This window comes from Hymenobacter sp. BT730, from assembly GCF_030542105.1.
Lineage (GTDB): Bacteria > Bacteroidota > Bacteroidia > Cytophagales > Hymenobacteraceae > Hymenobacter.
Genome location: NZ_JAUOFB010000003.1, coordinates 228428 through 248280, shown reverse-complemented (window position 1 = coordinate 248280; position 19853 = coordinate 228428). Strand labels below are relative to the sequence as shown.

21 protein-coding genes are annotated in these 19853 nt (G+C 53.2%); 12 read left to right on the top strand and 9 right to left on the bottom strand.

What is annotated here, in order from left to right; translation table 11 throughout:
- Positions 1-13: 13 nt before the first annotated feature.
- Positions 14-790 carry a hypothetical protein gene (locus Q4G72_RS10925; protein ID WP_303311461.1) on the top strand — a complete coding sequence of 259 codons (777 nt, stop codon included), beginning with the start codon at positions 14-16 and terminating at the stop codon, positions 788-790.
- 97 nt (positions 791-887) lie between these two features.
- Here the strand turns inward: Q4G72_RS10925 and Q4G72_RS10920 are convergent, their stop codons facing one another.
- Entirely contained in the window at positions 888-1049 is a 162-nt protein-coding gene (locus Q4G72_RS10920; RefSeq protein WP_121237170.1) for a lmo0937 family membrane protein, read from the bottom strand.
- A gap of 336 nt (positions 1050-1385) precedes the next feature.
- On the opposite strand from Q4G72_RS10920, the gene Q4G72_RS10915 reads away from it, so the two are divergent.
- Positions 1386-2279 carry a 3-hydroxybutyryl-CoA dehydrogenase gene (locus Q4G72_RS10915; protein ID WP_303311460.1) on the top strand — a complete coding sequence of 298 codons (894 nt, stop codon included), beginning with the start codon at positions 1386-1388 and terminating at the stop codon, positions 2277-2279.
- 199 nt (positions 2280-2478) lie between these two features.
- Positions 2479-3009, top strand: coding sequence for a peptide-methionine (S)-S-oxide reductase MsrA (gene msrA / locus Q4G72_RS10910; protein WP_303311459.1), 531 nt, complete (start codon positions 2479-2481; stop codon positions 3007-3009).
- An 86-nt stretch (positions 3010-3095) separates the two neighbouring features.
- Here the strand turns inward: msrA and Q4G72_RS10905 are convergent, their stop codons facing one another.
- Positions 3096-3911, bottom strand: coding sequence for a 2,3,4,5-tetrahydropyridine-2,6-dicarboxylate N-succinyltransferase (locus Q4G72_RS10905; RefSeq protein WP_303311458.1), 816 nt, complete (start codon positions 3909-3911; stop codon positions 3096-3098).
- A 315-nt stretch (positions 3912-4226) separates the two neighbouring features.
- Between Q4G72_RS10905 and Q4G72_RS10900 the strand changes: the two genes are divergently transcribed.
- The 9 genes from Q4G72_RS10900 (at position 4227) to Q4G72_RS10860 (ending at position 12740) form a co-directional block, all read left to right on the top strand.
- Positions 4227-4589 (top strand): hypothetical protein, encoded by a 363-nt coding sequence (locus tag Q4G72_RS10900; protein WP_303311457.1) that lies wholly within the window; start codon positions 4227-4229, stop codon positions 4587-4589.
- 23 nt (positions 4590-4612) lie between these two features.
- Positions 4613-5191, top strand: a complete 579-nt coding sequence (locus tag Q4G72_RS10895; RefSeq protein WP_303311456.1) for a YceI family protein — start codon at positions 4613-4615, stop codon at positions 5189-5191.
- 11 nt (positions 5192-5202) lie between these two features.
- Positions 5203-6129 carry a DUF5777 family beta-barrel protein gene (locus tag Q4G72_RS10890; protein WP_303311455.1) on the top strand — a complete coding sequence of 309 codons (927 nt, stop codon included), beginning with the start codon at positions 5203-5205 and terminating at the stop codon, positions 6127-6129.
- Positions 6130-6208: 79 nt separating this feature from the next.
- The gene (locus tag Q4G72_RS10885; RefSeq protein ID WP_303311454.1) at positions 6209-6610 is read left to right on the top strand and encodes a CHRD domain-containing protein; all 402 of its coding nucleotides are present in this window, start codon (positions 6209-6211) and stop codon (positions 6608-6610) included.
- A 127-nt stretch (positions 6611-6737) separates the two neighbouring features.
- Positions 6738-7883 carry a glycosyltransferase gene (locus Q4G72_RS10880; protein WP_303311453.1) on the top strand — a complete coding sequence of 382 codons (1146 nt, stop codon included), beginning with the start codon at positions 6738-6740 and terminating at the stop codon, positions 7881-7883.
- A gap of 105 nt (positions 7884-7988) precedes the next feature.
- The gene (locus tag Q4G72_RS10875) at positions 7989-8999 is read left to right on the top strand and encodes a 3-oxoacyl-ACP synthase III family protein (RefSeq protein ID WP_303311452.1); all 1011 of its coding nucleotides are present in this window, start codon (positions 7989-7991) and stop codon (positions 8997-8999) included.
- Positions 9000-9119: 120 nt separating this feature from the next.
- Entirely contained in the window at positions 9120-9779 is a 660-nt protein-coding gene (locus Q4G72_RS10870; RefSeq protein WP_303311451.1) for a metal-dependent transcriptional regulator, read from the top strand.
- 80 nt (positions 9780-9859) lie between these two features.
- Positions 9860-11251: a tRNA uridine-5-carboxymethylaminomethyl(34) synthesis GTPase MnmE gene (gene mnmE, locus Q4G72_RS10865; RefSeq protein ID WP_303311450.1), complete on the top strand. Its 1392-nt coding sequence runs from the start codon at positions 9860-9862 to the stop codon at positions 11249-11251.
- A gap of 202 nt (positions 11252-11453) precedes the next feature.
- Positions 11454-12740 carry a citrate synthase gene (locus tag Q4G72_RS10860; protein ID WP_303311449.1) on the top strand — a complete coding sequence of 429 codons (1287 nt, stop codon included), beginning with the start codon at positions 11454-11456 and terminating at the stop codon, positions 12738-12740.
- Positions 12741-12795: 55 nt separating this feature from the next.
- Here Q4G72_RS10860 and Q4G72_RS10855 read toward each other — a convergent pair whose 3' ends face one another.
- The 7 genes from Q4G72_RS10855 to lepA form a co-directional block, all read right to left on the bottom strand.
- Entirely contained in the window at positions 12796-13101 is a 306-nt protein-coding gene (locus Q4G72_RS10855; RefSeq protein ID WP_303311448.1) for a hypothetical protein, read from the bottom strand.
- 328 nt (positions 13102-13429) lie between these two features.
- The gene (locus tag Q4G72_RS10850; RefSeq protein WP_303311447.1) at positions 13430-13801 is read right to left on the bottom strand and encodes a hypothetical protein; all 372 of its coding nucleotides are present in this window, start codon (positions 13799-13801) and stop codon (positions 13430-13432) included.
- A gap of 314 nt (positions 13802-14115) precedes the next feature.
- Complete coding sequence (locus Q4G72_RS10845; protein ID WP_502213678.1) at positions 14116-16032, bottom strand: OmpA family protein; 1917 nt, start codon at positions 16030-16032, stop codon at positions 14116-14118.
- A gap of 30 nt (positions 16033-16062) precedes the next feature.
- Positions 16063-16644 carry a 7-carboxy-7-deazaguanine synthase QueE gene (locus Q4G72_RS10840; protein WP_303311778.1) on the bottom strand — a complete coding sequence of 194 codons (582 nt, stop codon included), beginning with the start codon at positions 16642-16644 and terminating at the stop codon, positions 16063-16065.
- A gap of 209 nt (positions 16645-16853) precedes the next feature.
- Positions 16854-17765 (bottom strand): bifunctional 5,10-methylenetetrahydrofolate dehydrogenase/5,10-methenyltetrahydrofolate cyclohydrolase, encoded by a 912-nt coding sequence (locus Q4G72_RS10835; RefSeq protein ID WP_303311445.1) that lies wholly within the window; start codon positions 17763-17765, stop codon positions 16854-16856.
- 23 nt (positions 17766-17788) lie between these two features.
- Positions 17789-17980 (bottom strand): hypothetical protein, encoded by a 192-nt coding sequence (locus Q4G72_RS10830; protein WP_303311444.1) that lies wholly within the window; start codon positions 17978-17980, stop codon positions 17789-17791.
- 80 nt (positions 17981-18060) lie between these two features.
- Positions 18061-19848 carry a translation elongation factor 4 gene (gene lepA / locus Q4G72_RS10825; RefSeq protein WP_044513539.1) on the bottom strand — a complete coding sequence of 596 codons (1788 nt, stop codon included), beginning with the start codon at positions 19846-19848 and terminating at the stop codon, positions 18061-18063.
- Positions 19849-19853: the final 5 nt, after the last annotated feature.

The following is a 19853-nucleotide window of genomic DNA, read 5'->3' as shown; positions in this document are numbered from 1 at the left end:
CCGTTATCCGGTTATGAAACATCTTCTGCTTACGGCTTTGTGCGGCGGCTTTGTGCTGCTGGCGGCTCCCACGGTTCAGGCGCAAACAGATAGCACCCGTACCGTAAAGCCCCAGCTAAATACGGCCCCACCGGCGGCTCCTAAGCCTGCGCCGCAGCCGCAACAACCGCAGCCCCAGCATCAGGTGCCCGTTCCGGCCCCAACGGAGCAGTATCCCCAGCCTAGTAAGGATAGTCCTTCCGGGTTAGAACTTCCGCCGCAGCCCAAGGCGGCTGAAGCGCCTAAGAGCAAGTATTTCTTATACTCCAACTTTGGTTTGGGTTTCAGCAGCAACCCATATGAGGGTAGTCAGTTCAGCCTAAGTCTGGCTCCTGCCATTGGGTACCGGGTTACGGAGCGGCTGGCCGTGGGTCCTGGTATTAGCTATAGCTTCAATAATTACTCATTTCCGGATTATGCTGTGCAGCAGGGCTACCCAAATAGCGTTCAGCTACATAACATAGGCGTGAAAGCCTTTGCCCAATTCATTGTATTCCGTGAGTTTTTCCTGCACGGCGAGTATGAAGTAACCCGGGCCGAGCAGCTATACCAGGATAATTCCAGTACCCAGGTTAAGTTATTTACAGCGAAGAAAACTATCAGCACGCCCCTCCTGGGCGTTGGCTACCGCCAGCAGTTTGGCAACCGCGCTGCCGGAGACATTTCGGTGCTGTATAACTTTAATGATGGGCTGGATGACATCTACGGCCAACCGGTTATTCGCTTCAGCTTCCTGTTTGATCTGAAATAATACGTTCAACAATACCAACAAAAAGGGCCGCTCAGTAGAGCGGCCCTTTTTGTTGGTGGCTTACCCGAAGATAAGCCGGTATAAGCGGTTGTTTTGGTTATACCGTGCCGCCACGAATCAAACGCAGCACTATAGCAATAATGGCAATAACCAGCAGAATGTGAATCAGGTTGCCCATGCCGAAGCTATTGAAGCCAAGGAAGCCAAGGGCCCAGATGATGATCAGAATCACCGCGATGATATACAGGAGATTTCCCATGATGTTAAAATGTGGTTGGAAGTGGAAGGGAGAGAACCACCATCATTAGGCACTTTTTCCGGATGAAAATGTGCTTTAAGGATGATATGCGGTTTTGTACGGGGCTATGGGTAAAAGGATATAATTGTGTTGGAAAAATATTCAGCAATAATTCTATATATCTCTTAAACAACCTAAAAAGCAGGCATTTACCCCAGTTTTCAGCTTTAATCATTTTTTAACCTGAAGTACGTCTGCCGTTAATTCAGGAGTTGGGTGAGCAGGATTTCGGGTTAGCTTTGCACACCCGAAAGGGCCACCTCCTTTCGGATTCCCACCCAAAATCCACCCTACTCCATGATGAATGTTGCCGTTATTGGCTCCGGCACTATGGGCAATGGCATTGCCCACGTGTTTGCACAGCACGGTTTTTCAGTTGCGCTAATTGATATCAACCAGGCCGCACTGGACCGGGCCCTAGGTACAATTTCCAAAAACCTGGACCGTCAGGTTGCGAAAGGCTCCCTGAGCGAGGCCGATAAAACCACTACACTAGGTAACATCACTACTTATACCTCGGTGGCTGATGGCGTGCGCAACGTAGAGCTGGTAGTGGAAGCTGCCACAGAAAACATGGACCTGAAGCTGCAGATCTTCCGCGACCTGGATCAGCACGCCCCGCAAGGCGCAATTCTGGCTTCCAACACTTCGTCTATTTCCATTACCAAGATTGCCGCCGTTACCAAGCGCCCCGAGCAGGTGATAGGCATGCATTTCATGAACCCCGTGCCGGTAATGAAGCTGGTGGAGGTTATCCGGGGTTATGCTACTTCCGATGCAGTGACAGAAAAGGTGATGGACCTGTCTCGGCAGTTGGGTAAAACGCCCACGGAGGTAAACGACTATCCTGGCTTTGTGGCCAACCGCATTCTGATGCCGATGATCAATGAGGCTATCTACACCTTATTTGAAGGCGTAGCGGGCGTGGAAGAAATTGATACGGTGATGAAGCTGGGTATGGCGCACCCAATGGGCCCACTGCAGCTCGCCGACTTTATTGGCCTGGATGTGTGCCTGGCTATTCTGCGGGTGCTACACGAAGGACTAGGCAACCCCAAATATGCTCCCTGCCCCCTGCTGGTGAACATGGTAATGGCCGGCCGCCTGGGCGCGAAGTCGGGCGAAGGCTTCTACTCCTGGACACATGGTACCAAAGAGTTGGTGTTGGCTGAGCGGTTCAGGAAAAGCTAAGGCAAGCCGCTATTTTTCCATATCAAATAACACTAGGCCCCGTTTATACGGGGCCTTTTGCTTTGCCAGCAGGCCGGCGGAGCAAACCTTCCGGTATAGTTTGGCTGTTTAAGTCATAAAGGCTGTCTACTTGTTGCTGCATTCAGCTACCAGTCCTACTGTTCAGCCTGCTTATCAACCTCAGTCAGTTATACATAGAATGGAACAAGCAACATTTGGTGCCGGGTGCTTCTGGTGCGTAGAAGCCGTTTTTCAAAACCTGAAGGGCGTGGAAAAGGTGGTTTCCGGCTACACCGGCGGCCGTATTCCAAACCCCACTTATAAGGAAGTATGCAGTGGCCTTACGGGTCATAATGAGGTGGCGCAAATCACCTACGACCCAGCCCAAATCAGCTTTGAGGAGTTACTGGAAGTCTTCTGGAAAACCCACGACCCCACTACCCTTAACCGCCAGGGCAATGATGTTGGCACGCAGTACCGCTCCGGCATCTACTATCACAACGAGGAGCAGAAGCACCTGGCCGAGGCCTACAAGCAGAAGCTGAATGAAGCCCATGCATTTGAAAACCCCATTGTAACGGAAATTGAGCCGCTGAAGGTGTTCTACCCCGCCGAGGACTATCATCAGAACTACTTCAACCTGAACGGCTCCCAGCCCTATTGCCAGTTTGTGGTGAAACCAAAAGTAGATAAGGTAAAAGCTGTTTTTGGCGAGAAGCTCAAGGCGTAAGCGGCCTATTTTAGCGCCTCTAAAAATCAGAAAAGCCCCGTATTGTACGGGGCTTTTCTGATTTTTAGAAGTAAGTGAAGCCTAGCTTATACTGCTACGCCATGCTCACGCAAAGCATCATTCAAGGACGTCTTCAAATCTGTGCTGGGCTTGCGCTGCCCAATAATAAGGGCACAGGGCACGTGGTATTCACCGGCCGCAAACTGCTTAGGCAAGGTGCCGGGAATGACAACGGACCGGGCGGGCACATAGCCACGGTATTGCTTTGGCTCTGAACCGGTAACATCAATAATGCGGGTGCTGCCGGTAATGGTTACGCCGGCCCCGATAACGGCTTCTTTACCTACGCGGCAGCCTTCTACCAAAATGCTGCGCGAGCCAATGAAGGCGCCATCTTCAATGATAACCGGAGCAGCCTGCACGGGCTCCAGTACGCCGCCAATACCTACGCCACCGCTCAGGTGTACGCCGGCGCCAATCTGAGCGCAGGAACCAACGGTGGCCCAGGTATCCACCATCGTCCCCTCGCCTACCCAGGCACCAATATTCACGTAGCTGGGCATCAGGATAACGCCGGGCGCCAGGTAAGCACCATAGCGGGCTACCGCAGGCGGTACCACGCGCACGCCCTGCTGCTCGTAGTTGGTTTTGAGGCGCATTTTGTCGCGGAACTCAAAAGGGCCGACTTCGATGGTTTCCATCTGACGAATGGGGAAATAGAGAATAACGGCCTTCTTCACCCAGTCATTCACTTGCCAATCGTCGCCTAAGGGCTGGGCTACGCGCAGGCGGCCTTTGTCCAGCTCTTCAATAACGTGGTTAATAGTTTCAGTCGTGGCAGCCTGTTGCAGCAGGCTCCGGTCGTTCCAGGCCGCTTCTATGGTGGCTTGCAGATCAGTCATGCAAAAAACAATCATGGTGGATAGGATGCAAATCTACGAGGTTCTCCCCTATGCCGGGAACATCAGCACGCATATCTGGTAACTATCCTTAAAACCGAAAAAAAAATAAATATTCTTCTATAAACAGTATTTAATTATATATTGAAACAAAATCATGTAGCAACATCTTTTACATAATGAGGATGCAAAAAATCCTATCATAAAATTTTATTACAAAATTTTTCATTTCCTAAATCCAAACCCCAAAATCACGGCGTATGTAGCGCGAACAGGATATTATCCTGGTTGCTGCGCCCTACACTCCCTGCCTTTGCAATGAACCGCTACCCCTTTATTCTCTTTATCTTTTTGCTTTCCGGCTGTGCCTATGATGTGGCTGATGAGATTAGCGACCCGCAGCCAGCCTGTGACACGCCGGCCCTGGTCACGTACTCACAGAACATTCAGCCCTTGCTGGCACGCAACTGCCTGAGCTGCCATAGTGCCGCCCTGCGCACCGGTAACGTTAATCTGGAAGACTACACCGAGCTACACCAGCGCGCCTCCACCGGCCAGCTGATGGGCGTGGTGACCCATGCTCCAGGTTTTGCCCAGATGCCGAAGGACGGCGCCAAACTCTCTGCCTGCGACATTGCTCTGCTGCAAAAATGGGTGGATGCGGGCGCCCCCCAGAACTAACTTTTCCTCATTTCATCGCACCCATGAAACACTGCTATTCCTGGCTGTGCATGGCGTTGCTTTTGGGGGTTTCTTCTTCGGCCTCCGCCCAACGCTATTCCACGCGCACCGGCTCGGTGAGCTTCTTTTCCGTGAGCATCATGGAAGATATTGAAGCAAAAACCGACCAAGCGGCCGCTTTACTGGACATGCAAACGGCCCAGGTGGCTTTTGCCATTCCCATCCGCACGTTCGAGTTCAAGCGCACCCTGATGCAGGAGCACTTTAATGAGAACTACATGGAGTCGGACCGCTTCCCCAAAGCCACTTTCAAAGGACGCGTGACCAACCTGAATGTAGACCTGCTGCACAAAGGCGGGCCCCAGCGGGTATCGGTAGAAGGCGACCTTACGCTGCACGGCATTACACGCCGGGTGCAGACCACCGGCTCGCTGGAAGTAGCCAGCGGTCGACTGCTGGTACATACCCTGTTCAGTGTAGCGCCCGCCGATTATGGCATTGACGTGCCCCTGCTGGTGCGCGAGCATATTGCCAAAATAGTTACCGTGCGTGTGTCGATGGCCTGCGACCCGGTATCCCCAGTCACACTTGCACAACCTTAATTTTTTACGCTATGCGTGAACTCTACTTTCGCCTGCCCGGCACCTTGGGCGCGCTTCTGCTTTTAGTTGGTGGCCTGCTGGCTACTCCTGCCCAAGCTCAGGATGATATTCTGAATGAACTGGAGCAGCAAACGCCGCCCTCTACGACCTCCTCCGTTGTGGATGCCACCTTTAAAAGCTCCCGGCTGATAAATGGGCACACTATTCAAACACCCGGAAAGGGCACCATGGTGTTTCTGATTTCGCACCGCTTTGGCACTCTCAACAGTGGTCCTTATAATTTTTTTGGGCTAGACCAGGCCACCATTCGGCTGGGCTTAGAGTACGGCTTTACGGATAGGCTTACAGTTGGCGTGGGGCGCAGCTCCCTGGAAAAAACCCTGGACAGCTTTGTGAAATACAAAGCCCTACGCCAAAGCACTGGCGCCCATGCCATGCCGGTCTCGGTGACTCTGTTTGCCAGCTCCGCACTGACCACGCTACGCTATAACGACCAGGTTGAACATACGCTGGCCCGTCGTATGACCTATTCCTACCAAGGATTGATTGCGCGCAAGTTTAGCCCTGCCCTTTCACTGCAGCTCATGCCTACGCTTATTCACCGCAACCTGGTGGCTACGGATCAGGACCCGCATGATGTATACGCTGTAGGTTTTGGCGGTCGGCAGAAGCTGACGAAGCGTACTTCGCTAAACCTGGAATACTACTACCTGGTGCCCGCTACCAAGCCCAGTGAGGTACGCAATTCCCTGGCTGTGGGCTTTGATATTGAAACCGGGGGGCACGTGTTTCAGCTGCACGTAACTAACTCGCAGGGCATGATTGAAAAGTTCTTTGTGGCCAACACCCAGGGCAATTTCTTCAAGGGAGACCTGTATTTCGGCTTCAATGTAAACCGCAACTTTACCCTGCGCACCCAAGACAAATTCAGCAAGTAATTCTTTCACTTTTTTTCTTTTCCTCCTCCTATTACAACTTATGAAAAAGCTTTCCACTTCTCTCTTTGCAGTTCTTCTAATGGGTACCGTTGCCTTTACTGGCTGCAAAAAGGATGATGATAACGCAACTCCTACCACTTCTAACCTGCAAGCCGCTATTAATGGTCAGCAGGAAGTGCCGGCTGTCACGTCTCCCGGCTCCGGCAACTTCACCGGCACCTACGACAAGAACACCCACAAGCTGACGTACAACGTTACCTACCAGGGTATCACACCCAGCGCTGGTCACATTCATGCGGCAGCTCCGGGCGCCAATGGCCCGGTAGTGGTGCCGTTCTCCAGCATTGCCTCTCCTATCACGGGCACGGCTACACTCTCAGAAGCAGATGCAGCTGAGCTGATGGCGGGCCACTTCTACGTGAACTTCCACACCTCTGACAACCCCAGCGGCGAAATTCGCGGCAACATCACGGTGAAGTAGTCGCACCTTTGTAAAGTCATCTGAAAACCACCTTGCCCGATGGGCAAGGTGGTTTTCCTGTATCTTACCGGCTGATATTGGGGCAACTTTCGTCAGCCGTTTCCTTCTCTTCTCGCCTGTTTCATTTATGCCCAGCCGAATCCGCACGATTTTACTGGCGTCCGTGCTAAAGCCACTGGACGACACGCGCATGTATGAAAAGTTTGGCCACACGCTGGCACAGCGCCCCGGCCTACAGGTGCACATAGCAGGTCGGGCTACCCCAGTTCCGGCAGATGCGCCGGCCAATCTGCATACTCATGTGTTGCAGGCCGGTACCCGGCTGAGTTGGGCCCGGTTAACAGCCCAGGCTACTTATTGGAAACTACTGCGGAAGCTGCAACCGGACCTCTGCATTGTGCATGCACCGGAGCTCTTGCCTCTCACTCTCCTTTGGAAAGTACTGCGGCCAAACCGGCACTTCTTCTATGATATCCGGGAAAATTACGCTCTAAATATCCGCACGCAGTCCGTATACCCCTCCTGGCTACGGGGGCTGCTGGCGGCCCTTGTACGAGGCCTAGAAACCCTGGCCGCCCGCTCTGCTTCCCGGCTTATTCTGGCGGAGCGCAGCTATGCTGAGGAACTGCCTTTTACCCGCCCTGAACATGTCACGGTGCTGGAAAACAAGTATCAGCCGGTAGCCAACGTTCTGCCACGCGTAACTCCCGTTAAGTTCTTGCCCGGCCAACCACTGGAGCTCTTGTACTCCGGGACTATCTCGGAACTCAACGGCGTATTGGAGGCGGTAGCCTTTACCAAAAGCCTGCGCACATTCTGGCCCCAGGCCCACCTCACCATTATAGGGTACTGCCAGCAACCGGACCTGCTACAGCGGTTGGCCACTGAAATCACCACGGCGAATGGTGCTGTCACCTTACTGGGCGGTGCGGTGCCTGTACCACATTCCCAGATTGTAGCAGCTATTAGCAACGTCCACTTAGGTTTGCTGCCGTACCAGCCTCACCCTAGTTCCTGGCGATGCATTCCTACCAAGCTATTTGAATATATGGCAATGGGCCTGCCCGTACTTATTCCGAATAATCAGCTTTGGCGGACTTTGGTGGAGCAGCATCAGGCCGGCCTGGTCGTCAATTTTACGGATACTGTGGCAACCCGGGAGGTAGGCGACCAGCTGCTGCGTCAGGAGTTTTATCCGTGGGGCGTACCCGCGGATTCTTTTTGGGCCGCCGAAGGTGCTAAATTGTTATCGATAGTGGATGATATAAAGTAACTACCGACCTTTGCGCCCCGTTTACGGGGCAGATAGGCGGAATTCTTTCTTTACATTTCGTTTCATTGCTTCGCCCTTCCTGCTCCGCAAATCCCTCCCCCTTTTATGAACACTCTCCGACATTCTGAAATTGCCGGCGTAGGCCATTACGTGCCTGACCGGGTTGTGACCAATGCCGACATCACCCAAATCATGGAAACCACGGATGAGTGGATTCAGGAGCGCACCGGTATCCGGGAGCGCCGCTGGTTTGAGGAGGGCAAAGACACTACGGCCAATATGGGGGCTAACGCCTCACGCAAAGCCCTGGAAATGGCTGGCCTCACTCCTGATGATGTCCAGCTGATTGTATTTGCTACCCTCTCTCCCGACTATGTTTTTCCCGGCTCGGGGGTGCTGATGCAGCGGGAACTAGGTATAAAAGCTAACATTCCGGCCCTGGATGTACGCAACCAGTGCTCTGGTTTTGTGTATGCCCTTTCCGTTGCGGATCAATTTATTAAAACTGGCATGTATGATACCGTGCTGGTGGTAGGCTCTGAGATTCATTCCTCTGGTCTGGATAAATCCACTCGTGGGCGTGCCGTTTCAGTCATCTTTGGCGATGGTGCCGGCGCAGTGGTTCTGCGCCCCACTACGGAGGACGGCCGTGGCATTCTAAGCACGCACTTGCACGCACAGGGCGAGTTTGCGGAGGAGCTGATTGTTCGTGAGCCCGGCTCCAACTTCGAGAACCGCGTGCAGCGTTCCATAAGCAATCCGGAGGAGATGTATCCCTACATGAACGGCCAAAACGTGTTTAAGCACGCTGTGGTCCGCTTTCCGCAGGTGATTAAAGAAGCCCTTGATCAGAACGGGTATCAGCCCTCCGACATTGACATGCTGATTCCGCACCAGGCTAACCTGCGTATTACACAGTACGTGCAGCAGAAAATGGGCTTATCCGATGACAAGGTGTATAGCAACGTGCAGCGCTACGGCAACACCACTGCGGCCTCAGTACCAATTGCTCTGAGCGAGGCCGTGCAGGAAGGCCGCATCAAGCGTGGTGACCTGGTCTGCATGGCAGCATTCGGCTCCGGCTTCACCTGGGCTTCGGCCCTGATTCGCTGGTAGCCGGCAGCTGCAAAAACAGAAAGCATTTATTTATGCAGAGACGAGGCAGGTGGTTTTCGCCTGCCTCGCTTTTTTTTAGACCTTTGTCTACGCCTGAGCGCCACTCCTATATTTAAGAACTTGCCAAGCTTCACCGAGGAAAATTATCTGAAGGCCATTTATAAGCTGTCAGAAGCAGCCCCGGGCACCGATGTCAGCACCAATAGCATTGCTGAATCTTTACAGACGCGGCCTGCTTCAGTCACAGACATGCTTCGGCGCCTGGGCGAAAAGGGACTGCTGCACTACCAGCGCTACCGGGGTGTTTCCCTTTCCGAAGAAGGGCGGCGCCTGGCATTGCTCACCATTCGCAAGCACCGGCTCTGGGAGGTATTCCTGGTAGAGAAGCTAGGCTTTACCTGGGATGAGGTTCATGATGTAGCCGAGGAGATGGAACACCTGCAGTCGCCCTTGCTCATTCGTCGCCTCGATGAGTACCTGGGCTTCCCGCAAACTGATCCGCATGGCGACCCTATACCCGCCGAAGACGGCTCCGTACATCACCCACGCCACCGCCTGGTAGCCGACCTGCGCACCGGCGAGCATGGCACTGTTGTAGCCGTGGGTAACACTACCGTACCCTTCCTGCAATACCTGGATAAAATTGGTTTGCGCCTGGGTTGTTATCTTGAAGTGATAGATAAAATACACTTTGATAACTCACTGCAAATCAAGATAAATAATACGTCAATCCAGCTACTTTCTGCTGAGGTGAGCCGTAATTTGTACGTGGCAGGTTAAGTGGCAGCAGCTGGGTTTATTGCCGGCGCCGCCACCTTGGCTTTGCTACCTTTGCCTATTGATTTCCTATTTTCTTTGCCGTGGCCAGCTTGTTGCCTCCTTCGCTTTCTGATACCATTGTAGCGCTGTCTACGCCACCCGGTGCAGGTGCTATTGCGCTGGTGCGCCTTTCCGGGCCTCAGGCAGTTGCCCTGACCAATGAGGTGTTTGCGGGCAAGAATCTGGCTGCCCAACCTTCCCACACCCTGCACTTTGGCACCGTGCGCGACCAAGGCCGCATTCTGGATGAAGTAGTAGTTTCCCTGTTCCAGGCGCCACACTCCTACACCCGCGAGGATGTAGTAGAAATCAGCTGCCACGGCTCCGATTACATTGTACAGGAGCTGCTGGCTCTGCTTACCCGCAATGGCGCCCGCCTGGCTGAAGCCGGTGAGTTTACCAAGCGCGCCTTTCTGAATGGGGCCTTCGATCTGGCCCAGGCCGAAGCCGTAGCTGACCTGATTGCCGCTGATTCCGCCCTCTCACATCAGGTGGCCATGCAGCAAATGCGCGGCGGATTTTCCCAGGAGTTGAAAGCGCTACGGGCCCGCTTGGTACAGTTTGCTGCTCTGCTGGAGCTGGAGCTGGATTTTGGCGAAGAAGACGTGGAGTTTGCTGACCGCACCGGCATGTTGCGCCTGCTGCAGGAGCTGCAAACCATTATCCGGCAGCTGCTGCGCTCCTTTGAGCTCGGCAACGTGATTAAGAACGGCGTCACCACTGTTATTGCGGGCAAGCCCAACGCTGGCAAGTCTACCCTACTCAATGCGCTGCTGAATGAGGAGCGCGCCATCGTTTCAGCCGTGCCGGGCACTACGCGCGACTTTATCGAAGATGAAGTAAGCATAGAAGGTATCCGTTTCCGGTTTGTGGATACAGCCGGTCTGCGCGAAACCACCGATGTGGTAGAATCTATTGGGGTAGAACGCACTTTACAGCGCGTGCAGAAAGCCGCTTTGTTGATTTATCTGTTTGATCTGGCTACTACTACGCCCGAGGAGCTTACGGCCGAGCTGGCGGCCCTGAATCCTGAAGAGCGGATACCGGTGCTGGCTGTGGCCAACAAAGCTGATATTGCTTCCCCAGACGCTATAGCCGCTTTTGCTCACCTGCCCTACGTGCTGCCGATAGCGGCGGCTACCGGTGCCGGCCTGGATGAGCTACGGTCCGCCTTGCTGGACAAAGTACGCGGCGCCGGTCTGGACCGTACCGGCACGGCTACCATTGTTACCAATTTGCGGCACGCGCGCAGCCTGGAAGCCTCTTTGGATTCTCTGGATGCAGTACTCCAAGGCCTTGCCAATAACCAGGGCACAGAGTTGCTGGCTGCTGACCTGCGCCGGGCGCTGGCATCGTTAGGAGAAATCACCGGCGAAATATCCTCTGATGACCTGCTAACCAGCATTTTCACGCAGTTTTGCATTGGCAAATAGCGTAGTACCCATTAGCCTATTTGCGGAAATATTCACAGAAACAGCTCAACAATTACTGAATTGTCGGCATAGCGAATATTTTTGCAACCTTCGCCGAACAACCGCCGGGCTGGTTTGTAGTATAACGTGCAACTGACCACCGGGCTTTCCGGCTTGCCGGTAATTCTTTAGTTTCGCCCCGCATCCACCCTAATTCACGCTTATGGCAGAGTCTGCTGAGATTATCCTCGACGGGAAATCCTACCCTTTCCCCGTTATTGAAGGCACCGAGCACGAAAAGGCAATTGATATCGCCAAACTGCGTGACCTGACCGGTTACGTGACCCTTGACTCGGGCTATAAAAATACCGGCGCCACTAAAAGTGCCATTACGTTTCTCGATGGCGAAGAAGGTATTCTGCGCTACCGTGGCTATCCTATTGAGCAACTGGCTGAGCAGTCGAGCTTTATTGAGGTTGCTTACCTGCTGATTTACGGCAAGCTGCCTACCCGGGCCGAGTTGGAGGATTTCAGCCACCAGATTACCAAGCACACCTTGGTGCATGAGGATGTGCGCAAGATTTTCGATGGCTTCCCATCGGCAGCGCACCCCATGGCTATTCTGAGCAGCCTGATCTGCGCGCTCACGGCTTTCTACCCAGAAAGCGTGGCCCCGGACCTAAGCAAGGAAGAAATTGACCTGAACGTAATTCGTCTCATGGCCAAGATTTCGACCATTGCGGCCTGGACGTATAAGAACAACATGGGTCACCCGCTGAACTATCCGCGCAACGACCTCGACTACTGCTCTAACTTCCTGTACATGATGTTCAGCTTCCCCACGGAGAAGTATGAAATCGACCCCCGGATTGTTAGTGCCCTCAACAAGCTGCTCATCCTGCACGCCGACCACGAGCAGAACTGCTCTACCTCTACCGTGCGCCTGGTAGGCTCAGCCAACGCTTCCCTCTACGGCTCGGTTTCGGCGGGTATCAACGCCCTGTGGGGCCCGCTGCACGGCGGTGCCAACCAGGAAGTACTGGAAATGCTGCAGGCCATTCAGAAAGACGGTGGCGACACCAGCAAGTTCATTGCGAAGGCGAAAGACAAGAACGACTCGTTCCGTCTGATGGGCTTTGGCCACCGCGTGTACAAGAACTTCGACCCGCGCGCCAAAATCATCAAGAAAGCTGCCGACGAAGTGCTGGCTGCTCTTGGCATTGATGACCCGCTGTTGAAGATTGCTCAGGAACTGGAACAGGCGGCACTCACCGATCAGTACTTCATTGAGCGTAAGCTGTATCCAAACGTTGACTTCTACTCGGGCATCATCTACCGGGCTATCGGTATTCCTACCGAGATGTTCACGGTAATGTTTGCTTTGGGCCGCCTGCCCGGCTGGATTGCCCAGTGGAAAGAGATGCGCGAGAACAAGGAGCCTATTGGCCGTCCGCGTCAGATCTATACCGGCGAAACGGAGCGTAACTACGTGGCTATCGACCAACGCTAGTATTGTTTTTCCCAAGCATTAAAAAGCCGGCCTGATTACAGGCCGGCTTTTTAATTTATAAGCGGGTATCAGTTTGGCTGATGGTGCTTTTCACCAGTTGCGCACTGAGTGTGTCCTGATAGGGCTCTAGTTGGGCCAGTTGCTCTGATGACAGGATAGTAGCCAGTTCCCACTCATATTGGCTTTGCACCTCCAGGAGCCTGTTCTTGAGCACTGCAGGCTGATGCGCCAAATGCTTACGCAAGCGCTTTATTTCGGTTAGCTGCTGTATGTGAAGCTTTCTGACCCTATCATACTGTCCTTCCGTCATGCGGGCTTTATCGGCCATTTGCCGGGTGAGCGTAGTGGCAAAGTCAGGCAAGGTTGACCGGGTGGACGGTGCCACGCAATTGCTGAGGTAAACACACATTCCTACAGCCCACAATATGCTTAGTAGCTTTTGTTTCATGATCTTGCCTGAAAAGTGATAGGAACTTCTTTCATGAATACAACTGACTGAAAGCATCAAAACGATATTTTCATCAGTTATATTTTTTATAAAAATAAGAATAAAGACGAGTTTTCAAATATATTACTTAATCAACTTGCATGTGTACATCAAGAATTTCACTTGCGTCTGAATAGCTATTAATAGGACATAAAAAAAGCCCGCAGCACGCGGGCTTTTTTTATGACGGTGGTTGTAGTTTTTAGCGGGTAATGCTTAGGGCTGTCATGTTTTCTCTGGCTTGATGATAGACGGCTATCTGACGCGGGCGCAGCAGAGCGGTTAGCTCCATCTCATAACGAAACTGGGCCTCTGCCATATGCTGGTCCAGTAGTTCGGGGTCAGCAGAGTAACGGGCCTTCAAATCATCAACAGCCGTAAGCATGCGCGTGTTTAGCTGCTTTATCTTCAGGTACTGTCCTTCGTCTAGCTGCACCGTTTGAGCCATGGTGCGGGTGAGGGCAGTGGCCCGCGCACTGATAGCAGCACCATGATCTGGCGCGGCTGCACTATTACTGGCAGCAAACGCCTGGGAGCCCATCAACAGACAGGCAAACATCAAAAGGTTTTTCATGAGGGGAAAGGTTGAACGGTGAGGAGAGAAATGAACAAGACGCGTGAAAGAAAGGAACCAGAGCAAGTCTCCGGTTTTAGCAGATTCTATAGGAACCAGCCGAAACAAATATAATATAATATTTAATAATAAAAAGATTTTTTATAATTATACTATTGTATCACTTTTTGGTTTACATATTAATTTACTAATTATCAAGTAATTAATAACGCACTTAAAAAGCATTAGTAGAATTGAATATTCTTTATTTAAGTCAATAAAAAACCCTGATAGGACAACTACCAGGGCTACAAAAAGAAATACTTTAACCTCTTTTATAGAATCTCGAACTCAATCCTGCGGTTTTGCTGCCGGTTTGTCTCAGAATCATTTGCCAGCAGGGGCTTATTTTCTCCGTATCCTTTAAAGCGCAGGCGGCTGGCTGGAATGCCATTAGCCACGAGGTAGTTGTATACAGAGCGGGCCCGGTTCAATGAAAGTTTCTCATTATCTGCCTCAGCCCCTACATCATCCGTATGGCCGGCAATTACTACCTGCACATCCTTGTACTGACGCATAAACTGAATCAGGCGGTCAAGCTCGGTGCGCGACGTGGGCTTCAGCTTATACTCGTTGGTATCAAAAAACAAGTTGTTCAGGACCATGGTTCGGCCGGATTTAACCGGCTCGAGGTACATGTCCAGCGTTAGAGGGTCAAAGGTGTGCTTATTAGTATAGTCGAAGCTCAGGCTCTTCATCAGGTAGCCATCGGCGGCGGCATACATAGCGTATTGCCGCCCCTCATTCAATACAACGGTATAGTCGCCATTTACGGGGTCGGAAGTAACGTACTGTACCATTTGGTTGGTAGCCACGTCGTAGAGCTGCACATCGGCCTGCAGAGGTTTTTTGGTAGTGGCGTCAAATACCCGCCCCTGGGTATAAGTACTGGCCTCGCGGGAGCGTACCTCCTTAGGTACCTCAAATGAAAACAGATCCACGGCCCGGTCGCGCTCCATTACACCGGCCTCAGCCGGCCGAGTGCGCGAACAGAAACCCCTTAGGTTATCGGAGGCAATATATAGGGAGGCTTCGTTCTCGTGGGTGTTCAATGGGTAGCCCAAATTCATGGGTACCGACCATTTTCCATTCTCCAGGGAGCATTTGTAGATATCAAGCCCCCCCATACCAATCAGTCCGTCGGTGACGTAATACAGCGTGCTGCCACTGGCATGAATGAACGGGGCCATGTCTTTGCCAGCCGTATTAACGGGCGCGCCCAGATTGCGGGCAGGGCTCCAGGTGCCATTGGTCTGCAGGGAGGTGACGTAGATATCCTCCAACCCTTGTCCACCGCGGCGGTCTGAGGTGAAATACAGCGTGCGGCCATCGGCTGACAGCGCCGGCTGTGAGTCCCAGCCAGAGGAGTTTACCGCCCGGCCCAGGTTACGGGGCGTACTCCAGGCATTGCCCGTACGCCGGGATATATACAGGTCGCAGTTGCCTACGGAGCCGGGCCGGTCGCAGGAAGCAAACACCAAGGTTTTTCCGTCGCCGGAAATGGTGCCGGCGCCTTCGTTCAACTCTGTGTTAATGGCAGTGGAAATGGATACCGGCTGGCCCATACGGCCATCGGCGCCTTGCTGGCTCAGGTACAGGTCTTCGTCGCTCTGGGCTGTGGGCCGCCCCGTAAACAGAAGGAACCGGTTATCAGCCGTCAGGGAAGGAAAGTACTGAAACCGGAAGGTATTGAGAGGCTCCGGCATCCGCTGTGGAGCCGTACCCACAGGCTTGGATATGGCTACCTGGGCAAATTCACAGTTCTGCAGCTGGCGCTGTGCTTTGGCAATGTTGCGCTGCCCCTTAGTGGCGGTTTTTAGGAAGCGGTTGTAATTCTCTGTGGCCACCGCATACTCACCATAGCTGAGCGCCAGCTCGCCTAAGGCAAAATAATCCAGGGAATGAATGGGGCTGAAGGGCAGTATCTGTAACCCGGCGCGGTAGGATTCAAACGCCCCGCGGTTATCACCCAATGCCTTTTGCAGAGACGCCTTCACAATGTAAGGCTCACCCAGAGAGGGAAATTTCTGGTTTAGCTGCGTTAAGGTTTCAATGGCCTTGGCAAAGTCCCGGTTTTTGGCCTGGCTTTGTGCTTTTTCAAACAGGTTGCGGGCTTTCGTATTGGTGGAGGAAAGCCTGGTCTGAGCATTGAGCGGCAAAGCGCCACCCCAGCAGAGCAGACTCAAAATCACTAGCAGACAAAAACAACGCATAACAGGTGGTTACGGAATATCGAGGTATTTGTGCGTTTGCAGCGAAATCTGCCACTGCGGGTGTTCCTTTACATACTCAATAATGAGCGGGGTCATGGTTTCAGCTTTGCTCCATTCCGGCTGCAGATACAGGCGTGTTTGCGGTCCGGCCAGGGCTGCATGCTGCTCGGCCCAGGCAAAGTCACTCTTGTTGAAGACCACCACTTTCAGTTCATGTGCCTGTGCTATTACTTCCGGCAGCGGGGCTTTAAACTTCTTGGGCGAGACACACACCCAATCCCAGACGCCGCTAAGTGGATATGCGCCGGAGGTTTCGAGCCAGTTCTGGCAGCCAGCATCTTTTAAAGCAGCGGTCAAAGCCGACAAATCATACATCAGCGGCTCACCACCGGTTATGACCACATTGCGGCCGGCATGTGCCGTGGCAGCAGCTACCATATCGGCAATGGCTACGCGCGGATGCTGATCAGCATCCCAGGACTCTTTCACATCGCACCATACGCAGCCCACATCACAGCCACCCAGACGCAGGAAATACGCGGCACGGCCGGCGTTATAGCCTTCGCCCTGAATAGTATAAAACTGTTCCATGAGCGGCAGGGCCGCTACGGCAGGGCTTAGCGAAGAAAGAATGGGCAGGGAGGAAAGCAAAGAAGTAGACACGCGTACAAAACGAAAAAAGGTCGGTTTCCGCCACGGAACCAGCACCTAGCGGCATTGGTTCCGTGACGGCAGCCCGACCTGAAAAGTAACTGAATCCGGCGGCAATTAAAACACAAAAATACCGGAAAAATTGGATTCTACCGGGCGTACACCTCGCCTTTGGCAGCTTTTAGGGTATTCTGTAGCAGCATAGCAATGGTCATGGGTCCTACGCCACCGGGTACCGGTGTGATATAAGAGGTCAGGGGTGCCACCTCTTCAAAGCAGACATCCCCTTTCAGAGCATAGCCTGATTTCTTGGTTGCATCCTCTACACGCGTAGTACCTACATCAATAACCACAGCACCGGGCTTAACCATATCCGCTCGTACAAACTCCGGCCGGCCCAGAGCAGCCACCAGAATATCAGCTGTTCGGGAAATTTCGGCCAGGTTCTGGGTGTGCGAGTGGCATAAAGTAACTGTACAGTTACCAGGGTCTAAGTTCTTAGCCAGCAATATACTAACAGGCGTACCTACTATATTACTACGCCCGATGATAACACAGTGTTTACCATCAGTAGGAAGCTCGTAGCGGCGCAACAGCTCCACAATGCCGGAAGGCGTGGCTGGCAGCAACGCCGGCAGCCCGGCTACCATGCGGCCAATGTTCATGGGGTGAAAACCATCCACATCTTTCTCAGGCCGAATGGCTTCAATAACCTTCTCGGCAGAGATATGGCGCGGCAAAGGCAGCTGCACAATAAAGCCGTCGATGCGAGTGTCCTGGTTGAGTGCTTCTACCCTAGCCAACAGCTCGGCTTCCGTAATATCATCCTCATAGCGGATAAGGGTGCTCTCGAACCCTACCCGCTCACAGGCTAACACTTTATTCCGCACGTACGTCTCGGAACCACCATCGTGGCCCACCAGAACGGCCGCCAGATGTGGTACTTTATGACCAGCCGCTTTTAGCGCCTGTACTTCAGCAGCAATTTCCTCTTTAATGGCCTCGGCGGTCTGCTTGCCGTCGATGAGGCGGTAGGTAGTGGCTTCGGGAGCTGTGGTCATGCGGTTGCTATGGTTAGAAGGGTTTATGCAGAGGCAGAACTTAGCTGATGCCGGCTGATGGCAGCGGCACCTTCGGTTTGAATATCAACTTGCAGCTTGGGCCACTCATCGCGCCAGGCGTAGCTTTTCTTAGCGTGTGCCAGAATCTTAAGCAGCTGGCCTTCGCTGGAACAGTTCTTGGTGAGTTTACGGGCAACTTCGGGGCAATCCATCATGATGTTTACTGTTTAGATTATGTTGAAATGCACCTTGCACCGCAAAAAAAAACGCGTCCGGCGGGGACGCGTTTCTGATACTAATCGATTTTAAGGACGGCCAAGAAGGCCTCCTGGGGTATCTCCACGGAGCCCACCTGGCGCATCCGCTTCTTACCTTCTTTCTGCTTTTCCAGCAGCTTCCGCTTACGCGAAATATCACCGCCGTAGCACTTGGCAATTACGTTTTTGCGCAAAGCCTTCACGGTCTCGCGGGAAATGATTTTCTGACCAATACTGGCCTGAATGGCAATTTCAAACTGCTGACGCGGCAGCAGCTCACGGAGCTTTTCGCAGAGGCGGCGGCCCCACTCGTAGCTTTTGCTGCGGTGCACAATAGCCGACAAAGCATCCACCTTCTCCCCGTTCAGCATGATATCCAGCTTCACCATATCGGCGGCGCGGAAACCAATCAGCTCGTAGTCCAGCGAAGCATAGCCGCGCGAGAGGGTTTTGAGCTTGTCAAAGAAGTCGAATACAATTTCAGACAGCGGCAGCTCAAACGACAGCTCCACCCGCTCAGAAGTCAGGTAGCTCTGGCCTTTGATGATGCCCCGCTTGTCCATGCACAGCGTGATAATGGCACCTACATATTCCGACGCCGTGATGATCTGGGCCTTGATGTAGGGCTCCTCAATCAGCTTGATCATGTTAGGATCAGGCATTTCGGAGGGCGCATTGATGGTCAGGAGCTGGTCCTTGGTACCAATGGCGTGGAACTGTACCGAGGGCACGGTGGTAATTACCGTCATGTTGAACTCGCGCTCCAGACGCTCCTGCACAATTTCCATGTGCAGCATGCCCAGGAAGCCGCAACGGAAGCCAAAGCCCAGCGCTACCGAAGTTTCGGGCTCCCACACCAGGGAGGCGTCATTCAGCTGCAACTTTTCCATGGCGCCGCGCAGCTCTTCGTATTCGCTGGTTTCTACGGGGTAGATACCGGCAAATACCATGGGCTTCACATCGGCAAAGCCCTGAATGGCTTCCGGCGTGGGCCGGGCTACGTGCGTGATGGTGTCACCTACTTTTACTTCGCGGGCTTCTTTGATGCCGGAAATGAGGTAGCCAACATTGCCGGCACTCATTTCCTGGCGGGGCTCCTGGTTCAGGCCCAGAATGCCAATTTCATCGGCGCCGTATTCCTTGCCGGTGGCCATGAAGCGGAGCTTGTCGCCCTTGCGCATGGTGCCGTTCTTGATGCGGAACAGGACTTCGATGCCCCGGTAGGAGTTGAATACCGAGTCAAAGATCAGGGCCTGCAGAGGAGCTTCCGGGTCTCCTTTGGGCGCGGGCACCCGCTCGCAGATAGCGTGCAGAATGTCTTCGATGCCGATGCCGGTTTTGCCGGAGGCATGAATAATATCTTCGGGGGCACAGCCAATGAGGTCGACGATTTCATCGGTTACCTCCTCTGGCATAGCGTGCGGCAGGTCGATTTTATTGAGCACCGGAATGATTTCCAGATCGGCCCCAATAGCCAGATACAGGTTGGAAATCGTCTGGGCTTCGATGCCCTGAGAGGCATCTACAATCAACAGGGCACCTTCGCAGGCGGCAATGCTGCGGCTTACTTCGTAGCTAAAGTCAACGTGGCCGGGGGTATCAATCAGGTTCAGCGTGTAGGTTTCGCCTTTGTAGGGAAACTGCATCTGAATGGCGTGGCTCTTGATGGTGATGCCCCGCTCCCGCTCCAGGTCCATGTTATCGAGCAGCTGGGCTTGCATGTCCCGCTTGGCCACGGTGCTGGTAAATTCCAGCAGGCGGTCGGCCAGCGTGCTTTTGCCGTGGTCGATGTGGGCGATGATGCAGAAATTGCGGATGTTCTTCACTAGAG